The following is a 25,601-nucleotide window of genomic DNA, read 5'->3' on the forward strand; positions in this document are numbered from 1 at the left end:
CTTCGGCGACAACCTGCCGAAGACGCGCTCGGGCAAGATCATGCGTCGCCTGCTGCGCTCGCTCGCGAAGGGCGAGGCGATCACGCAGGATACGTCCACGCTCGAGAATCCGGCCATCCTCGAGCAGCTCGCCGAAGTACGCTGATCGTACCGGTTGCGCATCACGCGCACGAGCCCCTGCGCGGCAATCCCGATTGCCCGCGCAGGGGCTTTTTGTTACATAACGGCATGACCGCTCCGACCCGTTCCGCGCCTGCCGCGCCACCGCCCGTTCCCGAGCCGCTCGCGCGTGCCCATGCGCGCTACTGGCGCTTCAACGTCGCGTTGATCGCGGTGCTGATGGTGATCGGCTTTTCGGTGTCGTTCATCGTGCCGTTCTTCGCACCGGCGCTCGCGGGTATCCGCTTCGCCGGGTTCAGCCTGCCGTTCTATGTCGGCGCGCAGGGCGCGATTCTCGTGTATCTCGTGCTGATCGTCGTCTACATCGGGCTGATGCAACGTGCCGACCGGACGCTGCGTCGCGCGTACGACGACCATGCGGCGCTTGCCGTCAACGCACGCGGCGGGCGCTGATCCATGCTGACGCGTCGACTGATTCGCGCGTATGCGCTCTACACGCTGGGGTTTCTCGGGTTCGTGCTGCTGATGTGGCGGATCGAGCGCGCCACCGGCTCCGGCGTCTGGATCGGCTATGTGTTCCTGTTCGTGCCGATCGCCGTGTATGCGGTGATCGGGTTGCTGTCGCGCACGTCCGATCTCGTCGAGTACTACGTGGCCGGGCGGCGCGTGCCGTCCGCGTTCAACGGGATGGCGACGGCGGCCGACTGGCTGTCGGCCGCGTCGTTCATCGGCCTGGCCGGATCGCTCTACGCCACCGGCTACGACGCGCTCGCGTACGTGATGGGCTGGACGGGCGGGTTCTGCCTCGTCGCGTTCCTGCTCGCGCCGTATGTGCGCAAGCTCGCGCGCTACACGATTCCCGATTTTCTCGGGACGCGCTTTTCGAGTACGGCCGTGCGCGCGCTGGCGGCCGGCGCGGCGATCCTGTGTTCGTTCGTGTATCTGGTCGCGCAGATCCAGGGGATCGGCCTGATCGCGACACGCTTCATCGGCGTCGATTTCGCGATCGGGATTTTCTGCGGACTCGCGGGCATTCTCGTGTGCTCGTTTCTCGGCGGGATGCGCGCGGTCACGTGGACGCAGGTCGCGCAGTACATCATCCTGATCAGCGCGATCCTGATTCCGGTGTCGCTGATCGCGATGAAGAACGGGCTCGGCCCCGTGCCGCAGTTCAATTACGGCAAGCTGATGGAGCGCGTCGCGGCGCGCGAGGCGCAGGTGCGCGATGCGTTCGACGAGCAGCAGGTGCGCGACGCGTACCGCCGGCAAGCCGCGGATATCCAGACGCGGCTGGACCGGCTGCCGGCATCCTATGCGGACGCACGCCGGCACCTCGCCGACCAGCTTGCCGACTTGCGGCGCCACAACGGACCGCTGCGCGAGATCAGCCAGCGCGAGCGCGAGCTGGCCGACTTCCCGCGCGATCCGGCGGCGGCGCGTGTTGCGTGGACGCAGGCGCGCGACGACCTGCTGGCCCGGGCCGAGCCGCCCGTGCCGATGCACGAGCCGTTTCCCGCCGCGAGCGAAGACGAACGCAAGCCGCGCGAGCGGAATTTCCTCGCGCTGCTGCTGTGCCTGTCGCTCGGCACCGCGAGCCTGCCGCACATCCTGACGCGCTACAACACGACCACGTCGGTGGCGTCGGCACGGCGCTCGGTCGGGTGGACCCTGTTCTTCATCGCGCTGTTCTACCTGAGCGTGCCGGTGCTCGCGGTGCTGATCAAGTACGAGATCCTCGCGAACCTCGTCGGGCGGCCGTTCGCCGAATTGCCGGCGTGGGTCACGCAATGGCATCACTTCGAACCCGACCTGATCAGCGTCGTCGAAGTGATTCGCGACGGCATCGTGCACTGGTCGGAAATCCAGATGCAGCCGGACATGGTCGTGCTGGCCGCACCGGAGATCGCCGGGCTGCCGTATGTCGTGTCGGGGCTGATCGCGGCCGGTGCGCTTGCCGCGGCGCTGTCGACCGCGGACGGGCTGCTGCTGACGATCGCGAACGCGCTGTCGCACGACGTCTACTACTGCATGGTCGCGCCCGACGCATCGAGCCAGCGGCGCGTGACGATCTCGAAGGTGCTGCTGCTCGGCGTCGCGCTGTTCGCGTCGTATGTCGCGTCGCTCAATACCGGGAAGATCCTGTTTCTGGTCGGCGCCGCGTTCTCGCTGGCGGCCTCGAGCTTCTTTCCGGTGCTCGTGCTCGGCGTGTTCTGGAAGCGCACGACGACGCGCGGTGCGATCGCGGGGATGGTGACGGGGCTCGCGGTGTGCGTGTACTACATCGTGTCGACCTATCCGTACTTCACGCAGCTGACGGGGTTCGCGGGGCACACGTGGTTCGGGATCGAGCCGATCAGTTCGGGGGTGTTCGGGGTGCCGGCGGGGTTTGCGGTGGCGATCGTGGTGAGTCTGTGCGATCGGCGGCCGGACGAATATACGCTGGCGCTGGTGGATTACATCCGGCATCCGTGACGCGGGGAGGCGGGAGGGGCCGATGCACGGCCCGCCTCACGCTGCGGCCGATTGCGGCCGACCCGTGCAGATCATGTGAAGACCTGCTGATTTCACGGAGAAATCAGCGGGTCGGGTGTTTCTGGCAGAGCGAGGCTACGCGCGAGAACTGCCACGCGACGGTGGCGCCCGCTGCCACGGCGATCGCCGCCCGGCTTGCCTTCGCCGACAAACGACTTTCTAAAGACTTTCGATATTCCCGCCGATAACAATCGAGGAGCTTGCATTTCTCGTGCGCCGCGTCGATGTCGACCAGGGCGACACGGGGCGGGCAACGGTCCGGATTCGACAAGATCTACATAAATAAAAACGGGGAAGCCGCAGTAATGAAACGCCATATAAGCGGCCTGGTTCTGGGCTTGATCAGCCTGGGCACGGTCGCACAGCAAATACCGGAAGAGGCGGGCACGGAGACGGAGGCGGTTGGTTTGCCCGACGGCGTGACGACGGAGATGAATCCCCTCAAGCAGGCTTATCTGTCCAAGGCATCGCTGAAGCCGGCGTTGTTCAGGCCGAACGCGAACATGCCCGATATCGTGAACGAGGACCTGCTGCGCGGGATGTCCGAAAGCGGTCGCGTCAAGGGTCAGGCAGGCGAGTTCATCGGCTACATGCCGAAGCTCAAGGTGCTGCCGTGCCCGGCCGACTGTCAGGGCGACGACTACGAGAAAGCCGTGGCCGCCTTGATCAAGGGCTACGAAGGTAACGGCAAGTACTTCCAGTCGCGCGGCGAGATGATCGTCCAGGTACGTTGGTTCCACGTGCGTTCGTGGTACACGCGTTCGCTGCCGTACGGCGCGGATACGTTCGGCGTGTCGTTCATGCTGGAGGGCAAAGTGGTTTCGCTCGGCAAGAAGAGCATCGTCGGCGGCAGAGAAACCGCGGACGACCTTGCCCGCGACGTCGGCGCACGCATGGCTGCGGAGATGGCTTACACGCTCGGTGTCGGTGTCAAGCCGACCTGGCTCTCGACGACGAACAACATTTCGAAGGGTATTGCCGGCGCGATCACGTCCACGGTAGCCGTGGTCGATGGATTGTTCGGCGTCGAGGACGTTCGTCCACGCATCGAGCCGGCTACCGCGGCCAATGACAACCTGCTGCCCGCCATCGATGGCATCGGGCCGAACGAGGTCGAGCCCATCACCGAGATGCACTACATCAACTCGCTCACGTTCTGACGGGCGATTGACCCACTTTTCGCCGGATCCTCACCCCGATCCGGCATGCCAATCTGATATTTCGGACCACAATCAGCATGAGCGTAACCCTGAAGGAATATGTAGGAAGTCATCGTGACGCCGAGCGCGGCGTCATGTTTCTGTGCGCCGGCGTTGGCGCACTGATCGCGGAACGCGTTCTGAAGTCGTTGAATTACCCAGGGCTGGGTGAGGCCTGCGGATATGCGTTCATTTTGCTCACGCTCTTTGCTTTCTACCTGCTGCTTCGGACAATGAGGATTGCAAAGAAGGAGTATCAGGCCGCCGCACCGGAGTGTGTCGACCTCAGCCGAGTGAAGCGGATTCGGTATCTCTGGATTGCCGTGGGCGGCCTCTTCGTCGTTCATTTCGTGCTGTTCAAGACGCTGGGCGGCGAAGGCGTCGACCGCAAGCTGGACGCCAGTAACGGCTTCGACGAGGTCAACTATCACGCGTCGCTGACCAAGGCGATGTCGGAAATGACTGCCGAGCAGGTCGAGGCCTACAACTGGGCTGTCAGCGATCTCGATGTCCGGACCTTTGTCGGTCGCTACGGAAAATCACCGACGGCGCGGGACGTGGTACTGGGCGAAGCCAATCGTTACATTCGATTGAACGAGGACAAGATCGATCGGCTGAAGGAGAAGCTTGCCACGATGGAGCCCGAGATCAAGGACAACAAGGAGAGGCGGGCAGAGGCGCTGCGATTGTTGAAGACGGTTGTCCCGCGGATCACGTACGTCGGATATTCGATCAAGACCGAAGAGAGAAGGAAAAACCGGGACTCGTGCACGGATATCGTGTGTTCGAATCAGGGTAATGACGTGTATCCCCCGGCCATCTGGTACACCATCGATAACCAGAGCGATCTGAAACTGGTCAGCTTGCCTTGCACGATTGAATATCACGCGAAGGGGAAGCAAACGACGTATACGGAAAAGAAGGAGTGTCTGAAAAACCTCGAGCCGACGAATGGCGAGTATGGCGTGACGCTTAATCCTGGCGGAAATGACAATTTTTCGGAGGGGGTGGCGACGATCGCTTTCAATTACGAACAGGCAACCATGCCGGATCCCTCCAGCAAATGGAGCGAACTGAGCGCGATGCCGGCCAAGCTGCCCGAACTGGAGCAACTCGACTCAGCGCGAAGCGCGATCGAAAAGGCGGAGTCGGTCAAAAGCGCCGTGCGTCGTTGAGTTCGTCCGGTCGGCGGCGCCCAGGCGCACGGGACAGTGCCCTCGCTTCTTGCAGCACACCGGCCCGTCGCACATGGCGGGCTGGACGAAACGCTTCTGCTGACCAACATGCATCCACTGGAATCAGGTTGCGGAATTGGCGGATGTGGAGTCTCAGGGGAGGAGGGCGCACGGTTGTACGTAGTGCGTCGGTCGTCCGCCCGGAATGTCATGCGCTGGCGCGCTGATGCGAGACGCCCGTAAACGAGAAAGCCCTGAAATCCTTGGCAGCGCTGGCTTCGGCTGGCTCGGGTTTCAGGGCTTGTGTCCTGGCGGAGAGAGGGGGACGTTTTTTTCCACCAAACAAACTCAATAAAATCAAGGGGTTAGCAACATTTACCCCAAAAAACTGCTACCAAATATGTTACCGCATTGGTAGCAACTTTGGTAGCAACAATTTTCTCTCCGCCACAAATAAAAAAAGCACCTGAACAAGGTGCTTTTTTTGTTACGATTGCTCTACTAGTAATGGGAACCGATTATTAGTACCAGTGGACAACATTCCGTAGCTCCAATGGTTATAACACAGCCCACACTGTAGAACATCACAGGTGCATAACAATAAAGGAGAAAGAATATGTCTAAACAACAAATTCTCCCTATTGTAAAGCGCACATTTCAGGCATTGCTAATACTTGGATTGTGCCTCAGTCTTTCGGCTGATAGTCTCATTAAATAATTAGCATTAAGCCATCTTTAGCCAGATGGCTTTTTTATTATACTCAATTAATCATGTTAAGTCAATTTTTATCAGTGACTTTCATATCAGCCATGAAAACTGTCGCCATTACGTAAATATTAACCATGAAGATACCTCCAATTCGAATCCCTTTAACTCCTATTGAATTAAATTCCTCGTCTGTCATTTTTACACCAAAGATACTTTGAGCATCTTTGTGATTTAGGTAAAATTTGCCAAATTTTTTCAACAAATCTTTGACAATACGATCATGCATAGCATGAATTGAAGGGGTGACTTTAACTGCAACCATATTAATTAACAAAAAATTATCTGTCTTTGTGAAGGGGGTGCCTTAACATTTCTTCGTTAAATTTCTCAAGTTCAGATTTGGCAATAGATGATTTCTCATCTTCTGTCAAATCTAACCTGTCATTTAATTCTTCCATTTGTTGATCGAACTCGTTACAACGAGCAATCCAATCGTCCATCAAAGCCTTTTCTAATAAGTATGCTGGGTTATTTTCAAACATAGGCTACACTCCTTAAATTTTACTGGTTTGTGATTTTTTTGTTTTGTAGCCTGGGATAAATTTTTCCTTCAGACCTTCAATTACTTTTTCGAGTAAGCTTATCTTCTCGTTAGCTTTATCAAGGGTATCAAGCAAATTCAAAATTTGCTTTGACTGGTCAAGAATAATTTGATCCTTTCCAGAATCAATTTTTTGTTGATTATTAAATGAATCGAGCACATTGTGTTGAGCCTTAACCAATGTACTTTCCCTTGCTTTTAAAGCGTCCTCCTTATTATCAAGTTTTTTCTTTCGATCCCTAATAGCCTTGTAGGTTAATGCATTGGGGGAGAATTTTTTCATTGTTTCAATAAATTTAACTCGATTGTATGCAGGTGCCAATTTCTCCTCGATTATTTTCTTAACTTCATCAAGTTTTACATATTCACCAGCAAATGGAAGCTTCACAACATTAAGTCCATCAATGGCTTTTTGGGTGATTTCACCAAAATTGCTGGTTGTCTTCATTGCCTTAGCTTGTTGGGCATAAAATTCTTTTTGGTGAACATGCTCACGAGTTGAACCAGCAACACCTCTTTCAAGATTTGGGTAATATCTTTTCATCCATTCATGTGAACGAGTTTGTACTTGCTCCATAAACTCAGGGTCCCATCTATCAGCATTTAAACCCCATCTTGTTTTAGGGTATTCCCTAACCTCACCAGTTTTTGGATCTCTATTTTTGTAAATAACTGTTTTTTGCTCTTCTGGTGTGATTAGCACATGGAGGTGAGGGGTATGCTCATCTAAATGGAGTGCTGCCATCTTTACGCAGTCACCAAATTCATTTTTTAAGTAATCCAGATAATTGCTAGCCCACTCTTCCACTTGGGAAAGTGTCATATTTTTAAAAAAATCATGTGAAGCACTAGCTACCCATTCCAACGCTAAGGTTTGCTTTAATTTTCGTTTTTTGTATTCCTTAACCTTAATTCCATTTCTGGTATAAAACTCATCTAATTTATCGCAGAAATCACCAACCTTGCTTGTGTCAGCATTTAGTGAATTAAAGATTATTTTGTTCAAATGGCTTTTTTGTGAATTCACATTGGCAGGCTGTTTACCAATTCTAAAATTGTGCCTGCAAATTTTTTCAATGGTACTCTTGCTTTTTATTTTTTCTGCTCGTATGCTGTTATATGTAACTCCCATATTTTCTCCTTGTTATTATTTGGGGTGGTACTTAAATCATAACGAGAAAATGGCAAAAAGCAACCCATCTAATCGATGGGTTTTTTTGTTGGTGGGCTTGGGTTATTTGGGGGTATTTTGGGGGTTGCCATATAATTTTCGATGGGGTTTGGTTGTTCTCACCCAGGTTAAGGGCAGGGTTGCCCTTACTCACTATGGCAACCCCCAAGGGGGTTGCTCGTTCGCTCTATTCCATCTGCGATGAAATAGAGAAAATCAAAATCAACAGCCAAGTCAAAACCTACCTACCAAAACAAAAAAGGTTAGCTAATCGCTAACCTTTTTCATTTTGGCAGGGTTGATAATTGAGCTTACAATTTATAGGTTAGCTCAATCTCATTTGCTAATTTTTCCAGTGAGGGAAAAATTGTATTTGCTATTTTTTGAAGTGGAATTGTTTCAGTGTAAGTTTGGACATTTACATTTTCAATCTCATGTCCAATTAACTGGCAACGAATTTCTAATGAGACATCGTTGTTCATTAGATAATTATTCAAAAATTTACGAAGTGAGTGAAACACTAACTTAGGTCGATTAATTCCTAACTCAACTTTGGTTCGTAGGAATTTCTTGCTTACTGCATTGCCTGAACCTTTACCTAATCTTTCTTGGTACTTAAAGAGCTTGCCAGATTTTGACTTGACAAAATCATCGAAACCAAGTGCCATTAGCTTAGGTAAAATGGGAATTTCACGAATACCAGCAGCAGTTTTGCTGTCTGTCACATAAATGTAGGTTAGCTTCCCATCATTCATGATTTGGGACTTATCTAGTCCAGTTATTTCACTAATCCTACAGCCAGTAAACAAAGCTAGCAGAATGCACCAATAATAATCAGAATCAGCTTGCTTTTCCTGATTAATTACTTTATGCGCATAAAGTCTTTTAATCTCATCTAGTGTATATACAGCCCAGCCACCTTTCTTTTTATCTTTGGTGCTTACCAGTGCCCTTAACTCAGCAGGGTTTTTGCCATCAAAATAAGCCATTTTAATGGCGAAATTGTAGAGGGTTCTGATTGTGGCAATTTTATTATCAATGGTTCTGGGTGTATTTTTATTTTTTTCAGCCAGATACTCTTGATATTTGGTCACATCAGTGGGAAGAATCAACCCAATATGGCTTTTTTTGATGTAAGCACAGAACTCAGTGATTACATTGGTGTAGGCTAGTCTAGTCGATGGTTTAAGCTGTTTTTTCAACAAAAACAGTTTATCCAGTACTTCTAATAATTTAGGTCCCTTGTCTTTTGGGACAAAACCCACTTCAAGTGGTCCCCCATGATTGGGGGTAGGGGGAAGATTGCCACTTTTTAGTAATGCTAATGCTTCCATTAACTGCTTATGGTCTTCTGGACCATCAGCCTTAGCAATACCACGAGCCAAATCAATCTCGTACTTTTTAACTTTTTTAGGATCAATTTCCATGATTAGACCCAGTAACTTACTGGCTCTAATCATAGCAGTGAGCTTGTCACTAGTATGGAGGGACTTTTTGAACTGGATTGCACCTACCCTTGTATGCAAGTAGTAGGTGCTACCACGTAGGTAAACCGGCAGGTTGAGCACTCTGGTTTGCTACCAAAGTTGCTACCACCTCGATTCCATTGGATGCTGATTTCCATTAAAAATCAACAACTTAGCTGATCTGGCGGAGAGAGGGGGATTCGAACCCCCGATAGGCGATTAACCTATACACGCTTTCCAGGCGTGCGACTTAAACCACTCATCCATCTCTCCGGAAGACCGAGAGTATAGCAAACTCTGGCGGCAGTCCGCCACTCCGTCCGACGATCCATGCAAATCGGTCGGGTCGCGAGGTCGGCGGCCCGCCCGACGACCGTCGAGCGGGCAGTCGCGCCATCGTGCGATCATGCCCCGTCCGCTTGCATTTTCCAGCCCTTCATTCAACGGGAACGCCACGCCATGTCGCTGTCTGCCTTGCTCGCTTTTGCCCTGATCCTGTCCGTCGGCGTCGCGACGCCGGGCCCGACGGTGTTGCTCGCGATGAGCAACGGCTCGCGGTACGGATTGCGTCACGCGATGGTCGGCATGCTCGGCGCCGTCACGGCCGATGTCGTGATGATCGCGCTGGTCGGGTTCGGCCTCGGCGTGCTGCTCGACGCGTCGGAAACGGCATTCGTCACGCTGAAGCTGGCCGGCGCTGCTTGGCTCGCCTATGTCGGCGTGCGGATGCTGCTGTCATCCGGCGGTTCTGCCGCCGCGCAGGCGCTCGATCACGCGACACCCGATCGCCGGACCGCGTTCCTGAAGAGCTTTTTCGTCGCGATGAGCAACCCGAAGTACTACCTGTTCATGTCCGCGCTGCTGCCGCAGTTCGTCGACCGGTCGCATGCGATCGCGCCGCAGTACGCGATCCTCGCGGCGACGATCGTCGCGATCGACGTCGTCGGGATGACCGGCTACGCACTGCTCGGCGTGCATTCGGTGCGCGTCTGGAAGGCGGCCGGAGAGAAGTGGCTGAACCGCGTCAGCGGGTCGCTGCTGCTGATGCTCGCGGGGTACGTCGCGCTGTATCGCAAGGCCGCGAACTGACGCGGCGATGCATCGGGAACACGCCTCCCGCCGAGTGGTGCGGCGATGAAGCCGATCGAGCGCTTCACGCTCGAAACGCACGATGGTCCGTACGAAACGTGGCCGTCGCGCACCCATGTGCGCGTGAACGGCGTACGTTCCGGCCTCACTGTTTCCGGCTATGTGCTGCTTCGCCAGTACGAGACGCCGGACGCGTATCTGCTCGTCACCGACTACGACTGCCCGTTCGAGGAGGCCGTCACGTTCACGCTCGTGTCGAAGAATCCATTCAAGGCGCTCGCGCAGCGCACGGTCGGCGCGATGTATGCGTCGTGCCATCTGGACGACATCACGTGGACCGACGGCCGGCATTTCAGTGCGACGTTCGTGGGGATCGACGGACACTGGGATTTCACGATTCGTGACCGATCCGTGCCGTTCATCGTGCCACGGCTCGGCATGAGTCGCGTGCAGGAACGGTAACGCGGAATCGGCGCTCGCGGACGTCTCGTCCGCGCATGCGCGCCGTCCGAAACCCGCCAGAACAGCCGGTTTCATTTCTCTTTCGCATTGATCGGACATGTAAGTTTGGCGGGCTCAAAATCTTGCGCAGCCAACGCACATGTCGGCCAGAACGGCGACGGTCGGGCATCGCATCCACCTGCCACATTACAAAATGAATGGTGATTGAAAGAATTCCTTCCCTTGACGCAAGGCGCTCGAGGCATTTATTGTCCGTCTGCCGACCGTGAGAGAGCACGGCGGCAATCGCGGATGCGCGCCTCGCGCGCATGACAACACGCAGCAGAAAGCAGAAAAGGAAACGTGGTAGCCACATGAAGCCGCTATTCGATGACAAGAACTCCGATGCGGTCAGCGATCGTCCTTCCACCCCGTCTGCGTCACCCGTCGCAGTGCCTGTCGCCGCCGCCGTTGCCGTGCCGGCAGCACGCCCGGCGGAGAGCGTCCGCCTGATCACCGTCGACGAGATCGACCAGCTCGGCGCGACGCAGGGCACGCGGATCGCCGCCTTCTCCCAGCAGATTCTCGCGAGCGTCCGCGCGTCGGATGCCGACCAGTTCGGCGACAAGCTCAACGAACTGATCGCGACCGCGAAGGGGCTCGACCCGCGCGGCGCCGACAAGGGCGGGCTGCTCACGCAGGTCACGCGGCTGTTCCGCTCGACCAAGGAGAAGCTGCTGTCGCAATACGAGTCGGTGAGCAAGCGGATGGACACGCTCGTCGTCGAGCTCGAGAACCATGCGCAGCGCCAGAAGGCCGGCATCGATGAACTCGAGCGGATGTACAACGACAACTACGCGTTGCACCAGGAGCTCGCGCAGTCGAAGGCGCACGGCGAAACGGCGCTCGCGACGCTGCGCGCGCATCTCGAGGCCGGCCAGCAGCCGGCGGACGACGCGTTCGCCGCGCAACGCCTGCTCGACGTGAAGCGCAAGGTCGACGCGCTCGAAAGCAAGCTCGACGACCTCGACCGCGCGATGCTGATGTCGAAGCAGCTCGCGCCGCAGATCCGGATGGAGCAGGACCAGAAACGCACGCTGACGTCGAAGTTCATGACGATCAAGACCGTGCTGATCCCCGCGTGGACCAACGCGTTCGCGCTCTACCTCGAACAGCTCAGCACGAAGCGCGCCGCGGCGCTCGCGAACGCGACGTATGACGCGGCCGACGAGGCGATCCGCGCGCAGGCCGACCTGAACCGCCAGAACGCGCAGGAAGTCGCGAAGCTTGGCCAGCGTCCGGTGATCTCGACCGACACGTTCGAATACGCGCAGCAGCAGCTGTTCGGCGCATTCGACGACATCACGCAGATCATCGCCGACGGCAAGCGCCAGCGCGAGCAGGACGCGCCGCGTCTGCGCCAGCTCGAACAGGACCTGATCACCCGATTCGCTCCGAAGCACAACTGAAAGAACCGAGAGAACACCGCATGATTACGCTTGAGAAACGCGCGGCGAAGGTCGCGATCGTCCTCGAAAAACGCCAGATCCTGAAGCCGCCCGTCGTGCGTGTCGGCGCGGCGCTCGACATCTCCGGATCCGCGAAGCCGCTCTACCAGTCGGGCGTGATCCAGGAGACGCACGACCGGATCCTCGGCATCGCACTGAAGTTCGACGACAACGGCGAAGTCGACACGTGGACCTTCACCGAAGGCTACGATCGCCTGCCGACCGCGACGCCGGACAACTACGGCTCGTACATCTCCGACTACGTGCTCGAAGCGCGGATCGACAAGTGGGGCGGCACGCAGTACGCGCCGGTGATGAACGACATCGTCGATTTCTTCTTCCGCGCGCCGGAGCCGTCGCCGAAGCGCGCAGAGAAGCGCGGCTTCCTGAGCCGGCTGTTCGGCGGTGCGGACGAAACGCCCGCGCCGGCCGCGTCCGCACCGGTGAACGGTGATCTGCCCGCATGGGTGCTGTTCGTCACCGACGGCCAGAACCCGAAGAACGACCGCAAGCGCGTGCGCCAGCTGCTGGCCGAGTCGCAGCACTACCCGCTGTACTGGTCGCTCGTCGGCGTCGGCGAGCCGAGCGAATTCGGCTTCCTCGCGGAAGTCGCGGACGAGATGCCGAACGTCGGCTTCCTGCATCTCGAATCGCTCGACGTCAGCGACGAACAGATCTACGAACAATTGATCACGCAGGAATTCTGCGACTGGGTGCGCGCGAAGTAAGCGCGGCCCGCACGCCTTTTATCCAGAACTCGATTACCCCATCATGTTGAAAGACTTCAAGATCCCGTTGTCGCTCACGGTGCTCGCGCTGATCGCGGCCTATCTCCTCGGCGGCGTGAAGGACATGCTGATCGTCGCGGTCCTGTCGGTGCTCGAAATCTCGCTGTCGCTCGACAACGCGGTCGTCAATGCATCGGTGCTCAAGAACTGGTCGGAGAAGTGGCGCAACCGCTTCATGGTGTTCGGCCTGCCGGTCGCCGTGTTCGGCATGCGGCTCGTGTTCCCGCTGTTGATCGTCGCCGTGATCGGTCACATCGGCATGTGGGACGCGCTGACGCTCGCGATCGAGTCGCCGGAGAAGTACGCGGCGATCCTCACGTCCGCGCATCACCAGGTATCCGCATTCGGCGGCGCGTTCCTGCTGATGGTGTTCTTCAAGTTCATGCTCGATACCGAGAAGGACGAGCACTGGATCGGTTTCCTCGAAGGCCCGATGAGCCATCTCGGCCGCATCACGGCGCTGGAAGTGGCGCTGACGCTCGCGATCATCATCGTCGCGTCGCTCTACGTGCCGGCGGCCGAGCAAGTGGGCTTCCTGCTCGCGGGTGCGTTCGGCGTGATCAGCTTCGTGATCGCGCACGGCATCGGCGATCTGATCGGCGGGGAGGAGACGGGCACGCGCGTGGTGCGCGAAGGCGTCGCGGGTTTCATGTATCTCGAAGTGCTCGATTCGTCGTTCAGCTTCGATGGCGTGATCGGCGCATTCGCGCTGTCGAACAACATCTTCCTGATTGCGCTCGGCCTCGGCGTCGGCGCGGCCTATATCCGGGAGATGACGCTCGTGCTGCTGAAGAAGGGCACGCTCGCGCAGTACCGCTATCTCGAACACGGTGCGTTCTGGGCGATCGGTGCGCTCGCCACGATCATGTTCCTCGGCGTGAAGTTCGACGTACCCGAGGTCATCACCGGCCTGGTCGGCGCGGCGATGATCGCCGCGGCCGTGTGGTCGTCGATCGTCGTGCAGCGCAAGGAAGACCGGACCGCCGTGGCGGGCGAGTGACCACGCGCGACGCGCGGGTCGAAAACCATCAACGAGGGGCCGCGCAGGGCGGCCCGGCATTGCCGCCGGCGCAACGGCGGTTCCAGCAGAAGAGGTTCAGATGATCAATTTGTCGAAAGGCGGTCGCGTCAACCTGTCGAAGGAAGCGCCCGGCACGCAGAAGTTCCGCATCGGTCTCGGTTGGGATGCGAACTCGACGGACACGGGTACGGATTTCGATCTCGACGTGTCGGTGTTCCTGTGCAAGTACGACGCGCAGAGCAATCCGAAGCTGATCTCGGATCAGCACTTCGTGTTCTACAACAGCGAAGTGCGCACGATGGAGCGCAAGGACACCTTCATCCAGCCGGGCGACGATTTCCCGAAGCGCGGGATGCCCGCGTCGAAGTGCCTGGGCGTCGTGCATAGCGGCGACAACCGCACGGGCAGCGGCGACGGCGACGACGAGGTGATCTTCATCGACGTGACGAAGCTCGCCGCGGACATCGAGGAAATCTCGGTGGTCGTGACGATCGACCAGGCCGAAGCGCGCCGCCAGAATTTCGGCCAGGTGCGCAACAGCTACATCCAGATCGCCGACGAGGTGTCGGGCGCGGTGATCGCGAAGTACGCGCTCGAGGAGGACTTCTCGATGGAGACGTCGGTGCAGGTCGGCAGCTTCTATCGCCGCGATGGCCACTTCATGTTCAAGGCGGTCGGCGCCGGCTACAACCGCGGCCTGGGCGACTTCGTGCGCGCTTACGGCGGCGCGGTCTGACTGGCGGCAGCCCGGCCGGCGGGATACCGCCGCGCCGGGCAGGAAGCAGCGATGACGAATCCGTCTGACGAGCCGAAGCGGCTCGAGTTCGATACGACGCCCGAGCGCACGCCCGGGCGTCTTGCGTTCGACGTGCCGCCTGCGGCCGCGATGCCGGTCGCGCGTGCGCCCGAGCGGCCGGCGCCGCAGGCGCTCGACTTCGGGCCGGCACCTGCGTCCGACAAGGCCGTGCGCGCGGCGCCTGCCGAGGCGGTCGGCCGCGCGGTGTTCGGCGAATCGAACCATCCGCAACTCGAAGCGTGCTTCCGCGCCGCGCAGGCCAGCTTTCCCAATCTCTATCCCGATTACGCGCCGCGCATCGAGCGGCACATCCGGCAACTGGTGCCGTTGAAGCTCGCGGCGGTCGCGACGATCGGCGACGGCGCGCTGGAGACGGCGGGCAACCTCGTCGAAGCCGTCGCGGCAACGACGCGCGAATTCAATGAACTCGGCGCGGCCGACATGATGGCCGGCATGCTCGCGCAGGCGACGCGCAAGGCCGGCATGTTCGACCGCTGGTTCGGCGGGGCATCGGGCCATGTCGACTACCGTGCGGCGATCGGGGCGCTCAAGCAGTCGCTCGGCTTCTTCCCGCGCCGCACCGAGGAACTTGCCGCGAAGGTGCGCCATGCGGAAGAGAACCTCGTGGTCGTGCTCGCGGCGCTGAGCGCGGTGTCGGACGTCGTGCACGCGCCGGACGATGCGGGTGTCGAGCGCACGCTGTTCGACCGCCGCAACATCGTCGGGCAGGCGGTGCAGCAGATCCGCATGCAACCCGCGCAATTGCGCGGGCTCGACGAGCGCGTGACCGATCTGCTGTCGCGCGCCGATCACCTGATGAACGTCGTGCTGCCGGCGGCGTTGGCAGCGCGGCCGCAGCGCTGAGCGCACGGCACGAAGGGCACGAACGGGAACGCGCACGCAGCGGCGCGCGCGTTCGCCGCGCGGGCCGCGTCACGTCATTTCACGTTCACCGGCGCGAGTCTGCTATCTTCCCGGGCATCTCATTGCTTTCCCGCCGATTCTCCATGACTGACCGCATCGTCGCCGCATTCGATTTCGACGGCACCATCACCACGACCGACAGCTTTCGCCATTTCGTCCGCTATGCGGTCGGCACGCCACGCTTCGCGTGGGCCGGATTGCGCGCGCTGCCGTGGATCGTCGCGATGAAGGCAGGGCTGCTGTCGCGCGGCGACGCGAAGGCCAAGTTCGCGTCGTTCGCGTTCGGGCCGGTGCGCGAGGACGCGCTCGATGCGCAGGCACGCACGTTCGTCGACACCTATCTGCCGAGCCTCGTGCGCCCGGAAATGCTCGAACGCATTCGCGAGCATCGGGCGCGCGGTCACGAAGTCGTGCTGGTGAGCGCGTCGCCGTCGCTCTATCTGGAGAAGTGGGCGAAGACGGCCGGCTTCGATGCGGTGCTCGCGACGCGGCTGGCGTTCGAGCGCGGCACCTTCGCCGGCCGGCTCGACGGCGAAAACTGCTGGGGGCCGCAGAAGGTCGTGCGGCTGCGCGGGTGGTGGGGCAACCGGCCGCCGAAACAGTTGTTCGCGTACGGCGACAGCCGCGGCGACAAGGAAATGGCCGAGCTTGCGAACTGGTCGTGGATCCGCGGGCAAGGGCCGATGCCGCCGATCGGCGGTTGAGACGGTTCGTTACGCGTCTGCCTGTGCCTGGTGCGTACCGCGCGCCGGACGATGACCGCTCCAGCGATTCGCCCGCGCGAACGTGCCGACGTCGTTGAAGCGCACCCCGACTTCACGCAGCGCCGCATGCGCGGTGCGCGCGGTCAGCTGGCGGATGTAGAACGGGTCGCGCACCACGAAGTGATGGATCGCGTGCGTGCTGCCGAAATTGAAGCAGAACAGCTGGAACGGCAGCATCCACCACGGGTTGAGGACCTGGGTCTGCTGGATCACGTTGCGCGAATCGATGTCGCCGAAGTAGTGCATGTTCGAGCTGACGAAGTTGATGCAGAAGCTGCGCACGAAGTTCGGCCCGAGCCACACCACGGCCAGGAAATCGACAACGCTCATCACGCGTTCGACGAGGGCCGGCACCGTCACCGGGTAGCCGAACGCATGCAGCGCGAACAGGCCGACGTGATAGACGATGAACGCGTGCCACAGCACGTAGTACACGTGACCGACCGGCATGTACGACGACACCTGTTCGACGCGCAACTGCAGGCGCTCGGACGGATCCTGCACCGGCTGCGCGGCCACATACTGCTTCACCTTGCGACGCATCGCGGCCGGCCGCAGCACGACGGCGAGCATGCCGTCCGCGATCATCAGCAGGCGTTTCACGCCCCAGCGCTCGCCGTTGGTGATGCCGTATTCCTCGAGATCCGATTCGCCGCCCGACACCTTGTGGTGATGCAGGTGCATGCGCCGCCGCGTCCACGGGTTGATCGTGCCGGGCCGCGTGAGCCAGCACAGCGCCATCATCAGGTGATAGGCCCACGGCGTCTTCTTGAAGTACATCAGGTGGATCAGGTCGTGCTCGAGCTCGTGGATCAGCGACGTGACGAACGCGGCGAGCGGCAGCGCGACATACCACGCGATCGCACCGCGCGCATACAGCCAGGCGATCGCGAGCATCGCGCTCACCGAGAAGGTCATCACGGTCGCGCCGACGAGGTTCTGGTTGTCGAGCAGCGGAACGCGCGCGCGGATCGCGTCGCTCGCGGCGTTGACCTCGCGGCGGACGTACGCGACCTTGTCCGCGTCGTTGCGAAAGGCGGTTCGTGCGGGTTGGCTCATCGACCGGGGTTCCTGCGGAAAGGGTGGGGCGCAATGCCGATGTGACAAGCATAGGCGCGCGCCGGACCGCACGCGAGGGCCGCCGGTGCCAATGGCAGTGTCATTTCGGGCCACGATGGCCGGCCGGCACGGCTAGAGTCTCGCCCCGGTGTCATTGCGGGCCAGCGACGCTACAATCCGCCGAAACCGCTCCGGAGTCCGCCGCATGGTCCTGTCCGTCCCGGATGCCGCGCGCCAGCTGAACAAGGCGACGGTGTCGTCCGCGTATGCGCTGTTCATGCTGATGCTGGCCGAGGAGCGCGGCATCGATGGCGGCCGCATTCTTGCCGGCTCGGGCGTCGAGCGCGACCGGCTCGCGCAGCCCGATGCGCGCATCACGCCGCTGCAACAGGCGGCGATCGTGTTCAACCTGCTCGACGCCACCGACGACCCGTCGATCGCGATCGAGATCGGCCTGCGCAGCAGCCTGACGAAAGCGGGACTGATCGGTTTCGGGCTGATGAGCTGCGCGACGCTCGGCGAGGCGATCGCGCTCGGCATTCGCTATCTGCCGACGCGCGTGCCGTTCTTCTCGGTGCGGCTCGCGCAGCTCGACGGGATCGTCGACATCGATGTGCTCGAAGCGTTTCCGCTGGGCCGGCTGCGGCAGTTCGCGGTCGAGAACTTCCTGGTCGAGACGGCGATCCTGTTCAATTCGCTGCTGTATCCGGTGCCGGGGCGCACGCTGCAGTCGCGTGCCGAACTCCACTTCGAATGGCCCGAGCCGCCGTGGTTCGAGCGTTATCGCGCGCGGCTGCCGCGCTGCCATTTCGACGCGAGCGCGAACCGCATCCGCTGTGACGCCGCGCTGCTCGGCGAACCGATCGGCACCGCGAACGCGCATACCGCGCAGATGATCGTGCAACAGTGCGAGGCCGAACTCGCGCGGCTCGGCTATGCGGAAAGCATCGTCGAGCGCGTGCGCAACCTGCTGATCTGCGGCGAGGGCGGTTATCCGTCGGTCGACGACGTCGCGCGCGAGCTGCATGTGTCGGCGCGTACGCTCAAGCGCAAGCTCGCCGAGTACGGCGCGACCTATTCGGCGCTGCTCGACGAGATCCGGTTGCGCGACGCGCTGCGGCTGCTCGAGGGGACGAGGCTGCCGGTCGACGAGATCGCCGCGCGCGTCGGCTATACGGATCGCGCCAATTTCACGCGTGCGTTCAAGCGCTGGACGGGCGTCGCGCCGAGCGAGCGGCGCTGAACCCGGGGACGTACGGGCCGGCGTTGTGGGCCTGCCGAGTCATGCCGCGCGCGCCACGACTTCAGACGATCGCGACCCAGTTCGCACCGCGCCCGCCGGCCACGCGCGCGTGCGGCGACAGCGCGCCGTCGTCCGGCGCGATCGCATACACCGACACGAATTCCGACTGTTCGCCGCAGGCGACGAGCCAGCGTCCCGACGGGTCGATCGCGAACCCGCGCGGCTGCGTCTCGGTGGCGGTCGCGTGCGCGGGTTCGAACCTGCCATCCTCGGTGCGGCGATAGCAGAGCAGGCGGCTCGACGTGCGTTCGCTGACGTAGGCGAAACGCTCGTCGGGTGTCAGGTGCAGGTCGGCGGCCCAGACGGACGGCTCGGCGGGCACGGGCGGCCGTGCATGGCCTTGCGCGAGTTCGGCGACGGCCGGATGGCGCGCGCTTACGTGTGCATCGCCAAGCCGGCCGGTGTCGGGATCGCGCGTGAGCGTCGCGAGCGTGGCCTGGAATTCGCTGACGACGACGAGCGTACGGCCGTCATCCGCGAAATGCAGGTGACGCGGGCCGAACCCGGCCGGCACGCGCGTTTCGCCGTGTTCGAGCGCACGCAGGCCGCCCGCGTCCTCGACGAGCGCGAAGCTGAACACGCGATCCGAGCCGAGCGAGCTGACGTACGCGAAACGGTTGTCCGGCGACACGATCACCGAGTGTGCGTTCGCGATGCCGCCCGCGACCTGCAGCGGCGCGCCGTCGCCGTCGCGCACGCGTGCGGCGTCGTAGAGGCTCAGCGAATTCCCGCCGTACGACGCGCCGAGCAGCCAGCGGCCGCTGCGGTCGAGCGACAGGTACGCATGGCTTGCGTCGATCGCGGTTGCGCCGATGCGCACGAGCGCGCCGGTGGCCGGTACGACGCGGAACGCGACGATCGTCGGCTGTTCGCCGCGCGTCGCGACGTAGAGCCGCGCGCGGTCGGCCTGGACGGCGATCGGCATCGCGACGTCGCCGGCCGGGTAGCGGGCGAGCGGCGCGAGCGTGCCGTCGCCGGCGAGGGAGAACGTGGCGAGGTCGCCGTCGGCGGCATTCGAGACGACGACGGTCAGGCGGTCAGTGTTCGGCATGGCGGAGCATCGAAGCGTTCGTGAAGGAGTCGTCGGCCGGCAGGCCGCGCGGCGGATCGCTGCGCCGGTGCGTGCGCGCGAACAGCGCGGCGACCGCGGCGACGAGCGAAGCGATCGCGAGCGCATACAGCCCGCCCGTGATCGAACCCGTATGTTGCTTCAGATAGCCGAAGGCCGTCGGCGCGACGAAGCCGCCGAGGTTGCCGACCGAGTTGATCAATGCGATCACGGCCGCGGCCACGCGCGTGTCGAGATAGCCCTGCGGGATCGGCCAGAACAGCGATGCCGCGGCCTTGAAGCCGAGCGCGGCGAAGCAGATCGACGCGAACGACCATGCCGGGTTGTGCGACGTCGACGCGAACAGCCCGCATGCGGCGAGCACGAGCGAGCACGCGAGCCAGCGCTGCGGATGCTTCCACTTCGACGACAGCACCGCGAAGCCGTACATCGCGCCGATCGCGATCATCCACGGAATCGTGTTGTACAGGCCGACCTGGAAATCGGTGAGGCCGCCCATCTTGCGGATGATCGTCGGCAGCCAGAACGTGGCCGCGTAGATCGTCAGCTGGATCGCGAAATACAGGAAGCAGAACAGCATGATCTGCGGATCGCGCAGCAGCGCGCCGGCGCGCACCGGCACGTTCGAGCGGACGTCGCGCGTCGCGCGCTCTTCGTCGAGCGCGTTCTGGAGCGCCGTGCGTTCTTCGGCCGTGAGCCACGTGGCGTCGCGGATATGCGATTTCAGCAGCAGCCAGCTCGCGCCGCACAGCGCGACCGAGAACATCCCCTCGATCAGGAACATCCACTGCCAGCCTTCGAGGCCGAAGCCGCGCACCGACAGCAGCGCACCCGTGACGGGCCCGGACAGCACCGACGCGAAGGCGGAGCCGCCGAGGAAGATCGCCATCGCCTTGCCGCGTTCCTGCGGCGGCAGCCATTGCGACAGGTACAGCACGACGCCGGGGAAGAAGCCGGCCTCGGCGGCGCCGAGCAGGAAGCGCAGCGCGTAGAACGACGTGTCGTTCCACACGAACGCCATCGCGGCGGCGACGATGCCCCACGTCGCCATGATCCGGGCCAGCCACACGCGTGCGCCGTAGCGCTGCATCAGCAGGTTCGACGGCACTTCGAACAGCGCGTAGCCGACGAAGAACAGCCCGGCGCCGAGGCCGTACGCGGCCGCGCCGATGCCGATCGACGCTTCGAGATGGCGATCGACGAAGCCGACGTTCACGCGGTCGATGTAATTCGCGATGAACATGATCAGCACGAGCGGCAGTACATGCCACTTCACTTTCGAGACGGCGGACACGAGCGGGTCGCGTCCGGGCAGGGCGGGCGAGGGCGGGTTCAAGCGTGTCTCCGATCGGGCGGGGGCGGACGGGGCGGTTGCCCGCGTCCGCATCTGGGTGGCGGTCTGAATGGTATGTCGTCGTATGACATGGTACGCCTGAGAGACGATGAAGACGTCGCGGGTTTACCCGGAAATTGCGCAGATATTGGGGAATCTCACGAGATCGGTTGGGTATCCAGCCATGTCTGATGACATATGACATGAAATGAGTAGGCGCCGATCACCGGACATCTGGTCGCGACCCGTGCGCGCGGTGCATCGACCGGGCAGCCCGTCCGGCGCCCGCCGCCGCGGCCGTTACGCCATCGATACGACGCTGTTGAGCAGCGTCTTCACGAGCACGGCCTGCCGCGTCGCGCCCGTTTTCGCGAAGATGCCGCGCAGGTGCGCGCGCGCGGTGTTTTTCGTGATGCCGGTCGCGGTGGCGGCCTCGTCGAGCGTCAGCCCGTCGACGAGCAGCAGCGCGATTTCCGTTTCCATCGGCGTGAGCCGGAACAGCCGGTGCAGCATGTCGCGCGACGTCTGCGGCGACGATGCCGGATCGCGGACGAACACCGCGACGGCCGGCCGGTGCTGGCGGTCCTCGGCGCCGCGGTAGGGCGCGAGCGGGCGCAACAGCACGCTCAGCGGCATCGCGCCGCCGGGGCGCGACAGCGTGGTGGCTTCGATACGCGCGAGCGCGCCCGCGCGGAAATGCTCGAGCGCAGCCTGCAGCGCCTTCTGCAGCCGCCGCTCGTCGAGCGGGCACGATGCATGGAGCCGCTCCTGGCGCATGCACAGCCCGTCCTGTTGCTCGATCAGCCGCTCGGCGATGCGGTTGCGCTTGATCACGCGGCCGTCCTCGTCGACGATCGCGGTGCCGACGTCGAGCCGGTCGACGGTGCCCGCATACAGCGCGCGTTCGGCATCGAGCACGTCGAACGCTGCATGCAGTTCGACCGCCCGCTGCAGGTGCGGCAGCAGCGTCGCGATCCGTGCGCGCTCGGCCGGGTCGAAATCGCGACCGCCGTGCGCGCGGCTCACGAAGAACGCGCATTCGACGCCGCGTTCGCCGCGCAGGTTCGCGCCGAGGATGTAGCGCAGGTCGAGCGGCTGCAGGTACTGCCGATAGAAATCGTGCGCGCGCCACGCGGTTTCGCCGAACAGCCGGTCGGCCGTGAAGACCTGGCCGGGCGGCTGGTCGAGAAACGGGCACAGCGCATAGAACTGCTCGCTGTACGACGGCTCGCCGGGTAGCAGCGGGCCGTGCGCCGACGCGTTGATGATGAGCCCGTGCCGTGCGCCGCCCGGATTGCGCAGCACGAGCGTCGTGAAGCTCGCGTCGAGCCGCGCGCGGACCGCTTCGAGGAAGCCGGCCCACGGGGTCGCTTCCGACGGGCCCTGATAGACGAGCCCGAGCCACGCGCTGAGTTCGCGCGCCGTCCACGCCGCGTCGTCGAAACCGTCGTGCGCGGCCGGGTCGCCGGGCGCCAGCGCGATGGACATGCTCGTGTTCTCCTGGTCGGGATGAAGGATTCCCGGACCAGCATACCGGCCGGCTGGCGGCCCGCGTCATCCGAACGGAGTAGGCGGCGCGGGCAGGCGGGCAACCGCCGGGCTGCCCGCTGGCGGTGCTTACGCCGCGCGTTCGCGCAGCAGGTACGCGACGATGCGGTCGGCCGCTTCTTCAGGCGACTCGGCGACCGTGTCGACGCGCAGCTCGGGCTGCGCCGGCGGCTCGTACGGCGAATCGATGCCGGTGAAGTGCTTCAGCTCGCCGCGCCTTGCCTTCCGGTACAGACCCTTCGGATCGCGCTGCTCGGCGACCGCGAGCGGCGTGTCGACGAACACCTCGACGAACTCGTCGGGGCCGACCATCGCGCGCGCCATGTCGCGTTCCGCGCGGAACGGCGAGATGAACGACACGAGCGTGATGAGTCCCGCATCGAGCATCAGCCGCGCGACTTCGGCGACGCGCCGGATGTTCTCCACGCGATCGGCCTCGGTGAAACCGAGATCGCGATTGAGCCCGTGCCGCACGTTGTCGCCGTCGAGCAGGTACGTGTGCTTGCCGAGCGCGTGCAGCCGCTTCTCGACGAGGTTCGCGATGGTCGACTTGCCGGCGCCGGACAATCCCGTCAGCCACACGATGCGCGGCGTCTGCGCCTTCTGCGCGGCACGCGCGGCGCGGTCGACGTCGACGGCCTGCCAGTGCACGTTGTGCGCGCGGCGCAGTGCGAAGTGCAGCATCCCGGCGCCGACCGTGTCGTTGGTGAAGCGGTCGATCACGATGAAGCCGCCCGTGTGGCGGTTGCGGTCGTACGGATCGAATGCGACGGGGCGGTCGAAGCTCAGGTTGCACACGCCGATCTCGTTGAGCGCGAGCGTGCGCGCCGCGAGATGCTCGCGCGTGTTCACGTCGATCTTGTACTTCGGCGTCGCGCAGGTCGCGCCGACCGTCTGCGTGCCGAGCTTCACGAGATACGGGCGGCCGGGCAGCAGCGGCTCGTCGTGCATCCAGACGAGCGTCGCCTCGAACTGGTCGGCCACCTCGGGCGGCGCATCCGCGCGCGCGATCATGTCGCCGCGGCTGATGTCGATCTCGTCGGCGAGCGTGAGCGTCACCGCGTCGCCGGCGCGCGCGATGTCGCTTTCGCCACCTTGCGTGATCACCGACGCGACGCGGCTCTCCTTGCCGGACGGCAGCACGCGCACGCGTTCGCCGACACGGATCTCGCCCGACGCGATGCTGCCCGCATAGCCGCGGAAATTCAGGTGCGGGCGGTTGACCCACTGTACCGGCAGCCGGAACGGTTCGTCGCGCGTCACGCGCGCGGCGAGCGGCAGCGTGTCGAGATGCTGCATCAGCGTCGGGCCGGCGTACCACGGCATCCGCGCGCTCGGCACGATCACGTTGTCGCCGCGCAGCGCCGACATCGGGATGCTGACGATCTCCGCCAGCCCGAGCTCGGCCGCGAACGCGCGGTAGTCGGCGTCGATGCGCTCGAATACGGCACGGTCGTAGTCCACCAGGTCCATCTTGTTGATCGCGAGCACGACGCGCTTGATGCCGATCAGCGCGACGAGGTGGCTGTGGCGGCGCGTCTGCGTGAGCACGCCCTTGCGCGCATCGATCAGGATCACTGCAAGGTCGGCGGTCGACGCGCCGGTGATCATGTTGCGTGTGTATTGCTCGTGGCCGGGCGTGTCGGCGACGATGAACTTGCGTCGCGCGGTCGCGAAGAAGCGGTACGCGACGTCGATCGTGATGCCTTGCTCGCGCTCGGCCGACAGGCCGTCGACGAGCAGCGCGAAATCGAGTTCGCCGCCCTGCGTGCCGACCTTCTTCGAATCGGCTTCGAGCTGCGCGAGCTGGTCGTCGAACAGCATGTTCGATTCGTAGAGCAGGCGGCCGATCAGCGTGCTCTTGCCGTCGTCGACGCTGCCGCACGTGATGAAGCGCAGCAGATCCTGGGTTTGCGCGTGCGTCTCGCCGGCAGCGCGTGCATCGGGGGTGGGGCGCGCGAGCGTGTCGGGCGCGGTGAGAACGTGTGCCATCAGAAATAGCCCTCCTGTTTCTTCTTTTCCATCGAACCGGCCGAATCGCTGTCGATCAGTCGTCCTTGCCGTTCGGACGTGCGCGTCTCGCGCATCTCCTGCAGGATGTCGTCGAGCGACGTCGCGTCGCTGTCGATCGCGCCCGTCAGCGGATAGCAGCCGAGCGTGCGAAACCGCACCTTGCGCATCTGCGGCACTTCGCCTTCGCGCAGCGGCAGGCGTTCGTCGTCGACCATAATCAGCGCGCCGTCGCGTTCGACCACGGGCCGTTCCTTCGCGAAATAGAGCGGCACGATCGGGATGTCGTGAAGCTGGATGTACTGCCAGATGTCGAGCTCGGTCCAGTTCGAGATCGGGAACACGCGCAGGCTTTCGCCTTTGCGCTTGCGCGCGTTGTACAGCGACCAGAGTTCGGGGCGCTGGCGCTTCGGGTCCCAGCGGTGCTGTTCCGAACGCAGCGACACGATGCGCTCCTTCGCGCGCGATTTCTCCTCGTCGCGGCGGGCGCCGCCGAACGCGGCGTCGAAGCCGTAGTGGTCGAGTGCCTGCTTGAGCCCCTGGGTCTTCCACACGTCGGTGTGCACGGCCGAGCCGTGCGTGAACGGATCGATGTCGTTCGCGACGCCGTCGGGGTTGATGTGCACGCGCAGGTCGAGGCCGAGGCGCGCGGCCGTCTCGTCGCGAAACGCGATCATCTCGCGGAATTTCCAGGTCGTATCGACGTGCAGCAGCGGAAAGGGCGGCTTCGCCGGGTAGAACGCCTTCATCGCGAGATGCAGCATGACCGAGCTGTCCTTGCCGATCGAATACAGCATCACCGGGTTCTCGCTCTCCGCGACCACCTCGCGCATGATGTGGATGCTTTCAGCCTCCAGTCGCTCCAAGTGGGTCAACATCGTTCGTCTCCTTGTTTCATGCCGGCGCCGCGCGACATGTGCGGCGTTTCGTGCATGACACCGACGGTATCGAGCGAGCGGCATACCGCTCTTCGTC

Annotated in this window: 23 protein-coding genes and 1 tRNA gene; 13 read left to right on the forward strand and 11 right to left on the reverse strand. The window is 61.9% G+C overall.

What is annotated here, in order from left to right; all coding sequences use genetic code 11:
- Nucleotides 1-228 precede the first annotated feature (228 nt).
- From QZM67_RS36155 to QZM67_RS36170, 4 genes are all read left to right on the forward strand, one after another.
- Nucleotides 229-573 (forward strand): DUF4212 domain-containing protein, encoded by a 345-nt coding sequence (locus QZM67_RS36155; protein ID WP_089450929.1) that lies wholly within the window; start codon nt 229-231, stop codon nt 571-573.
- A 3-nt stretch (nt 574-576) separates the two neighbouring features.
- The gene (locus QZM67_RS36160) at nt 577-2,592 is read left to right on the forward strand and encodes a sodium:solute symporter family protein (protein ID WP_301810815.1); all 2,016 of its coding nucleotides are present in this window, start codon (nt 577-579) and stop codon (nt 2,590-2,592) included.
- 398 nt (nt 2,593-2,990) lie between these two features.
- The gene (locus tag QZM67_RS36165; protein WP_301810817.1) at nt 2,991-3,812 is read left to right on the forward strand and encodes a hypothetical protein; all 822 of its coding nucleotides are present in this window, start codon (nt 2,991-2,993) and stop codon (nt 3,810-3,812) included.
- Nucleotides 3,813-3,889: 77 nt separating this feature from the next.
- Entirely contained in the window at nt 3,890-5,026 is a 1,137-nt protein-coding gene (locus QZM67_RS36170) for a hypothetical protein (RefSeq protein ID WP_301810819.1), read from the forward strand.
- A gap of 779 nt (nt 5,027-5,805) precedes the next feature.
- Here QZM67_RS36170 and QZM67_RS36175 read toward each other — a convergent pair.
- From QZM67_RS36175 to QZM67_RS36195, 5 genes are all read right to left on the reverse strand, one after another.
- Entirely contained in the window at nt 5,806-6,057 is a 252-nt protein-coding gene (locus QZM67_RS36175; protein ID WP_301810820.1) for a hypothetical protein, read from the reverse strand.
- Between the two features lie 16 nt (nt 6,058-6,073).
- On the reverse strand, nt 6,074-6,277 hold the full coding sequence (locus QZM67_RS36180) for a hypothetical protein (RefSeq protein ID WP_301810823.1): 204 nt from the start codon (nt 6,275-6,277) through the stop codon (nt 6,074-6,076).
- 12 nt (nt 6,278-6,289) lie between these two features.
- The gene (locus QZM67_RS36185; protein WP_301810825.1) at nt 6,290-7,468 is read right to left on the reverse strand and encodes a plasmid recombination protein; all 1,179 of its coding nucleotides are present in this window, start codon (nt 7,466-7,468) and stop codon (nt 6,290-6,292) included.
- Nucleotides 7,469-7,818: 350 nt separating this feature from the next.
- Complete coding sequence (locus tag QZM67_RS36190; RefSeq protein ID WP_301810827.1) at nt 7,819-8,934, reverse strand: tyrosine-type recombinase/integrase; 1,116 nt, start codon at nt 8,932-8,934, stop codon at nt 7,819-7,821.
- A gap of 221 nt (nt 8,935-9,155) precedes the next feature.
- Nucleotides 9,156-9,246, reverse strand: a tRNA-Ser gene (locus QZM67_RS36195).
- Nucleotides 9,247-9,432: 186 nt separating this feature from the next.
- Between QZM67_RS36195 and QZM67_RS36200 the strand changes: the two genes are divergently transcribed.
- The 8 genes from QZM67_RS36200 (at nt 9,433) to QZM67_RS36235 (ending at nt 16,244) form a co-directional block, all read left to right on the forward strand.
- Nucleotides 9,433-10,062 (forward strand): LysE family translocator, encoded by a 630-nt coding sequence (locus QZM67_RS36200; RefSeq protein WP_301810828.1) that lies wholly within the window; start codon nt 9,433-9,435, stop codon nt 10,060-10,062.
- Nucleotides 10,063-10,107: 45 nt separating this feature from the next.
- The gene (locus QZM67_RS36205) at nt 10,108-10,524 is read left to right on the forward strand and encodes a hypothetical protein (protein ID WP_301810830.1); all 417 of its coding nucleotides are present in this window, start codon (nt 10,108-10,110) and stop codon (nt 10,522-10,524) included.
- 353 nt (nt 10,525-10,877) lie between these two features.
- Nucleotides 10,878-11,972, forward strand: a complete 1,095-nt coding sequence (locus QZM67_RS36210) for a toxic anion resistance protein (protein ID WP_301810832.1) — start codon at nt 10,878-10,880, stop codon at nt 11,970-11,972.
- A 20-nt stretch (nt 11,973-11,992) separates the two neighbouring features.
- Nucleotides 11,993-12,739, forward strand: coding sequence for a VWA domain-containing protein (locus tag QZM67_RS36215; RefSeq protein ID WP_175026217.1), 747 nt, complete (start codon nt 11,993-11,995; stop codon nt 12,737-12,739).
- A gap of 43 nt (nt 12,740-12,782) precedes the next feature.
- Nucleotides 12,783-13,799 (forward strand): DUF475 domain-containing protein, encoded by a 1,017-nt coding sequence (locus tag QZM67_RS36220; protein ID WP_043188715.1) that lies wholly within the window; start codon nt 12,783-12,785, stop codon nt 13,797-13,799.
- A gap of 100 nt (nt 13,800-13,899) precedes the next feature.
- On the forward strand, nt 13,900-14,556 hold the full coding sequence (locus QZM67_RS36225) for a TerD family protein (protein ID WP_089450923.1): 657 nt from the start codon (nt 13,900-13,902) through the stop codon (nt 14,554-14,556).
- A gap of 51 nt (nt 14,557-14,607) precedes the next feature.
- Entirely contained in the window at nt 14,608-15,480 is an 873-nt protein-coding gene (locus QZM67_RS36230; protein WP_301810835.1) for a hypothetical protein, read from the forward strand.
- A 143-nt stretch (nt 15,481-15,623) separates the two neighbouring features.
- Entirely contained in the window at nt 15,624-16,244 is a 621-nt protein-coding gene (locus QZM67_RS36235; protein ID WP_039369621.1) for an HAD family hydrolase, read from the forward strand.
- A 9-nt stretch (nt 16,245-16,253) separates the two neighbouring features.
- On the opposite strand, the gene QZM67_RS36240 is transcribed toward QZM67_RS36235, so the two are convergent.
- Nucleotides 16,254-17,363 carry a fatty acid desaturase gene (locus QZM67_RS36240; RefSeq protein ID WP_301810837.1) on the reverse strand — a complete coding sequence of 370 codons (1,110 nt, stop codon included), beginning with the start codon at nt 17,361-17,363 and terminating at the stop codon, nt 16,254-16,256.
- A gap of 205 nt (nt 17,364-17,568) precedes the next feature.
- Between QZM67_RS36240 and QZM67_RS36245 the strand changes: the two genes are divergently transcribed.
- The gene (locus tag QZM67_RS36245; protein WP_043188706.1) at nt 17,569-18,606 is read left to right on the forward strand and encodes an AraC family transcriptional regulator; all 1,038 of its coding nucleotides are present in this window, start codon (nt 17,569-17,571) and stop codon (nt 18,604-18,606) included.
- Between the two features lie 61 nt (nt 18,607-18,667).
- Here the strand turns inward: QZM67_RS36245 and QZM67_RS36250 are convergent, their stop codons facing one another.
- The 5 genes from QZM67_RS36250 to cysD form a co-directional block, all read right to left on the reverse strand.
- On the reverse strand, nt 18,668-19,717 hold the full coding sequence (locus QZM67_RS36250) for a beta-propeller fold lactonase family protein (protein WP_301810840.1): 1,050 nt from the start codon (nt 19,715-19,717) through the stop codon (nt 18,668-18,670).
- Nucleotides 19,704-21,071 (reverse strand): MFS transporter, encoded by a 1,368-nt coding sequence (locus tag QZM67_RS36255; RefSeq protein ID WP_301810841.1) that lies wholly within the window; start codon nt 21,069-21,071, stop codon nt 19,704-19,706. The genes QZM67_RS36250 and QZM67_RS36255 overlap by 14 nt, the downstream gene beginning before the upstream one ends.
- Nucleotides 21,072-21,368: 297 nt before the next feature.
- The gene (locus tag QZM67_RS36260) at nt 21,369-22,556 is read right to left on the reverse strand and encodes a helix-turn-helix transcriptional regulator (RefSeq protein ID WP_301810843.1); all 1,188 of its coding nucleotides are present in this window, start codon (nt 22,554-22,556) and stop codon (nt 21,369-21,371) included.
- Nucleotides 22,557-22,685: 129 nt separating this feature from the next.
- Nucleotides 22,686-24,608, reverse strand: coding sequence for a sulfate adenylyltransferase subunit CysN (gene cysN / locus QZM67_RS36265; RefSeq protein ID WP_301810845.1), 1,923 nt, complete (start codon nt 24,606-24,608; stop codon nt 22,686-22,688).
- Entirely contained in the window at nt 24,608-25,588 is a 981-nt protein-coding gene (cysD, locus tag QZM67_RS36270) for a sulfate adenylyltransferase subunit CysD (protein WP_301810846.1), read from the reverse strand. Before cysD ends, cysN begins: the two co-directional genes overlap by 1 nt.
- Nucleotides 25,589-25,601 lie beyond the last annotated feature (13 nt).

It is taken from the genome of Burkholderia sp. AU45251 (genome assembly GCF_030482905.1).
GTDB classification, from domain to species: Bacteria; Pseudomonadota; Gammaproteobacteria; order Burkholderiales; family Burkholderiaceae; genus Burkholderia; species Burkholderia aenigmatica.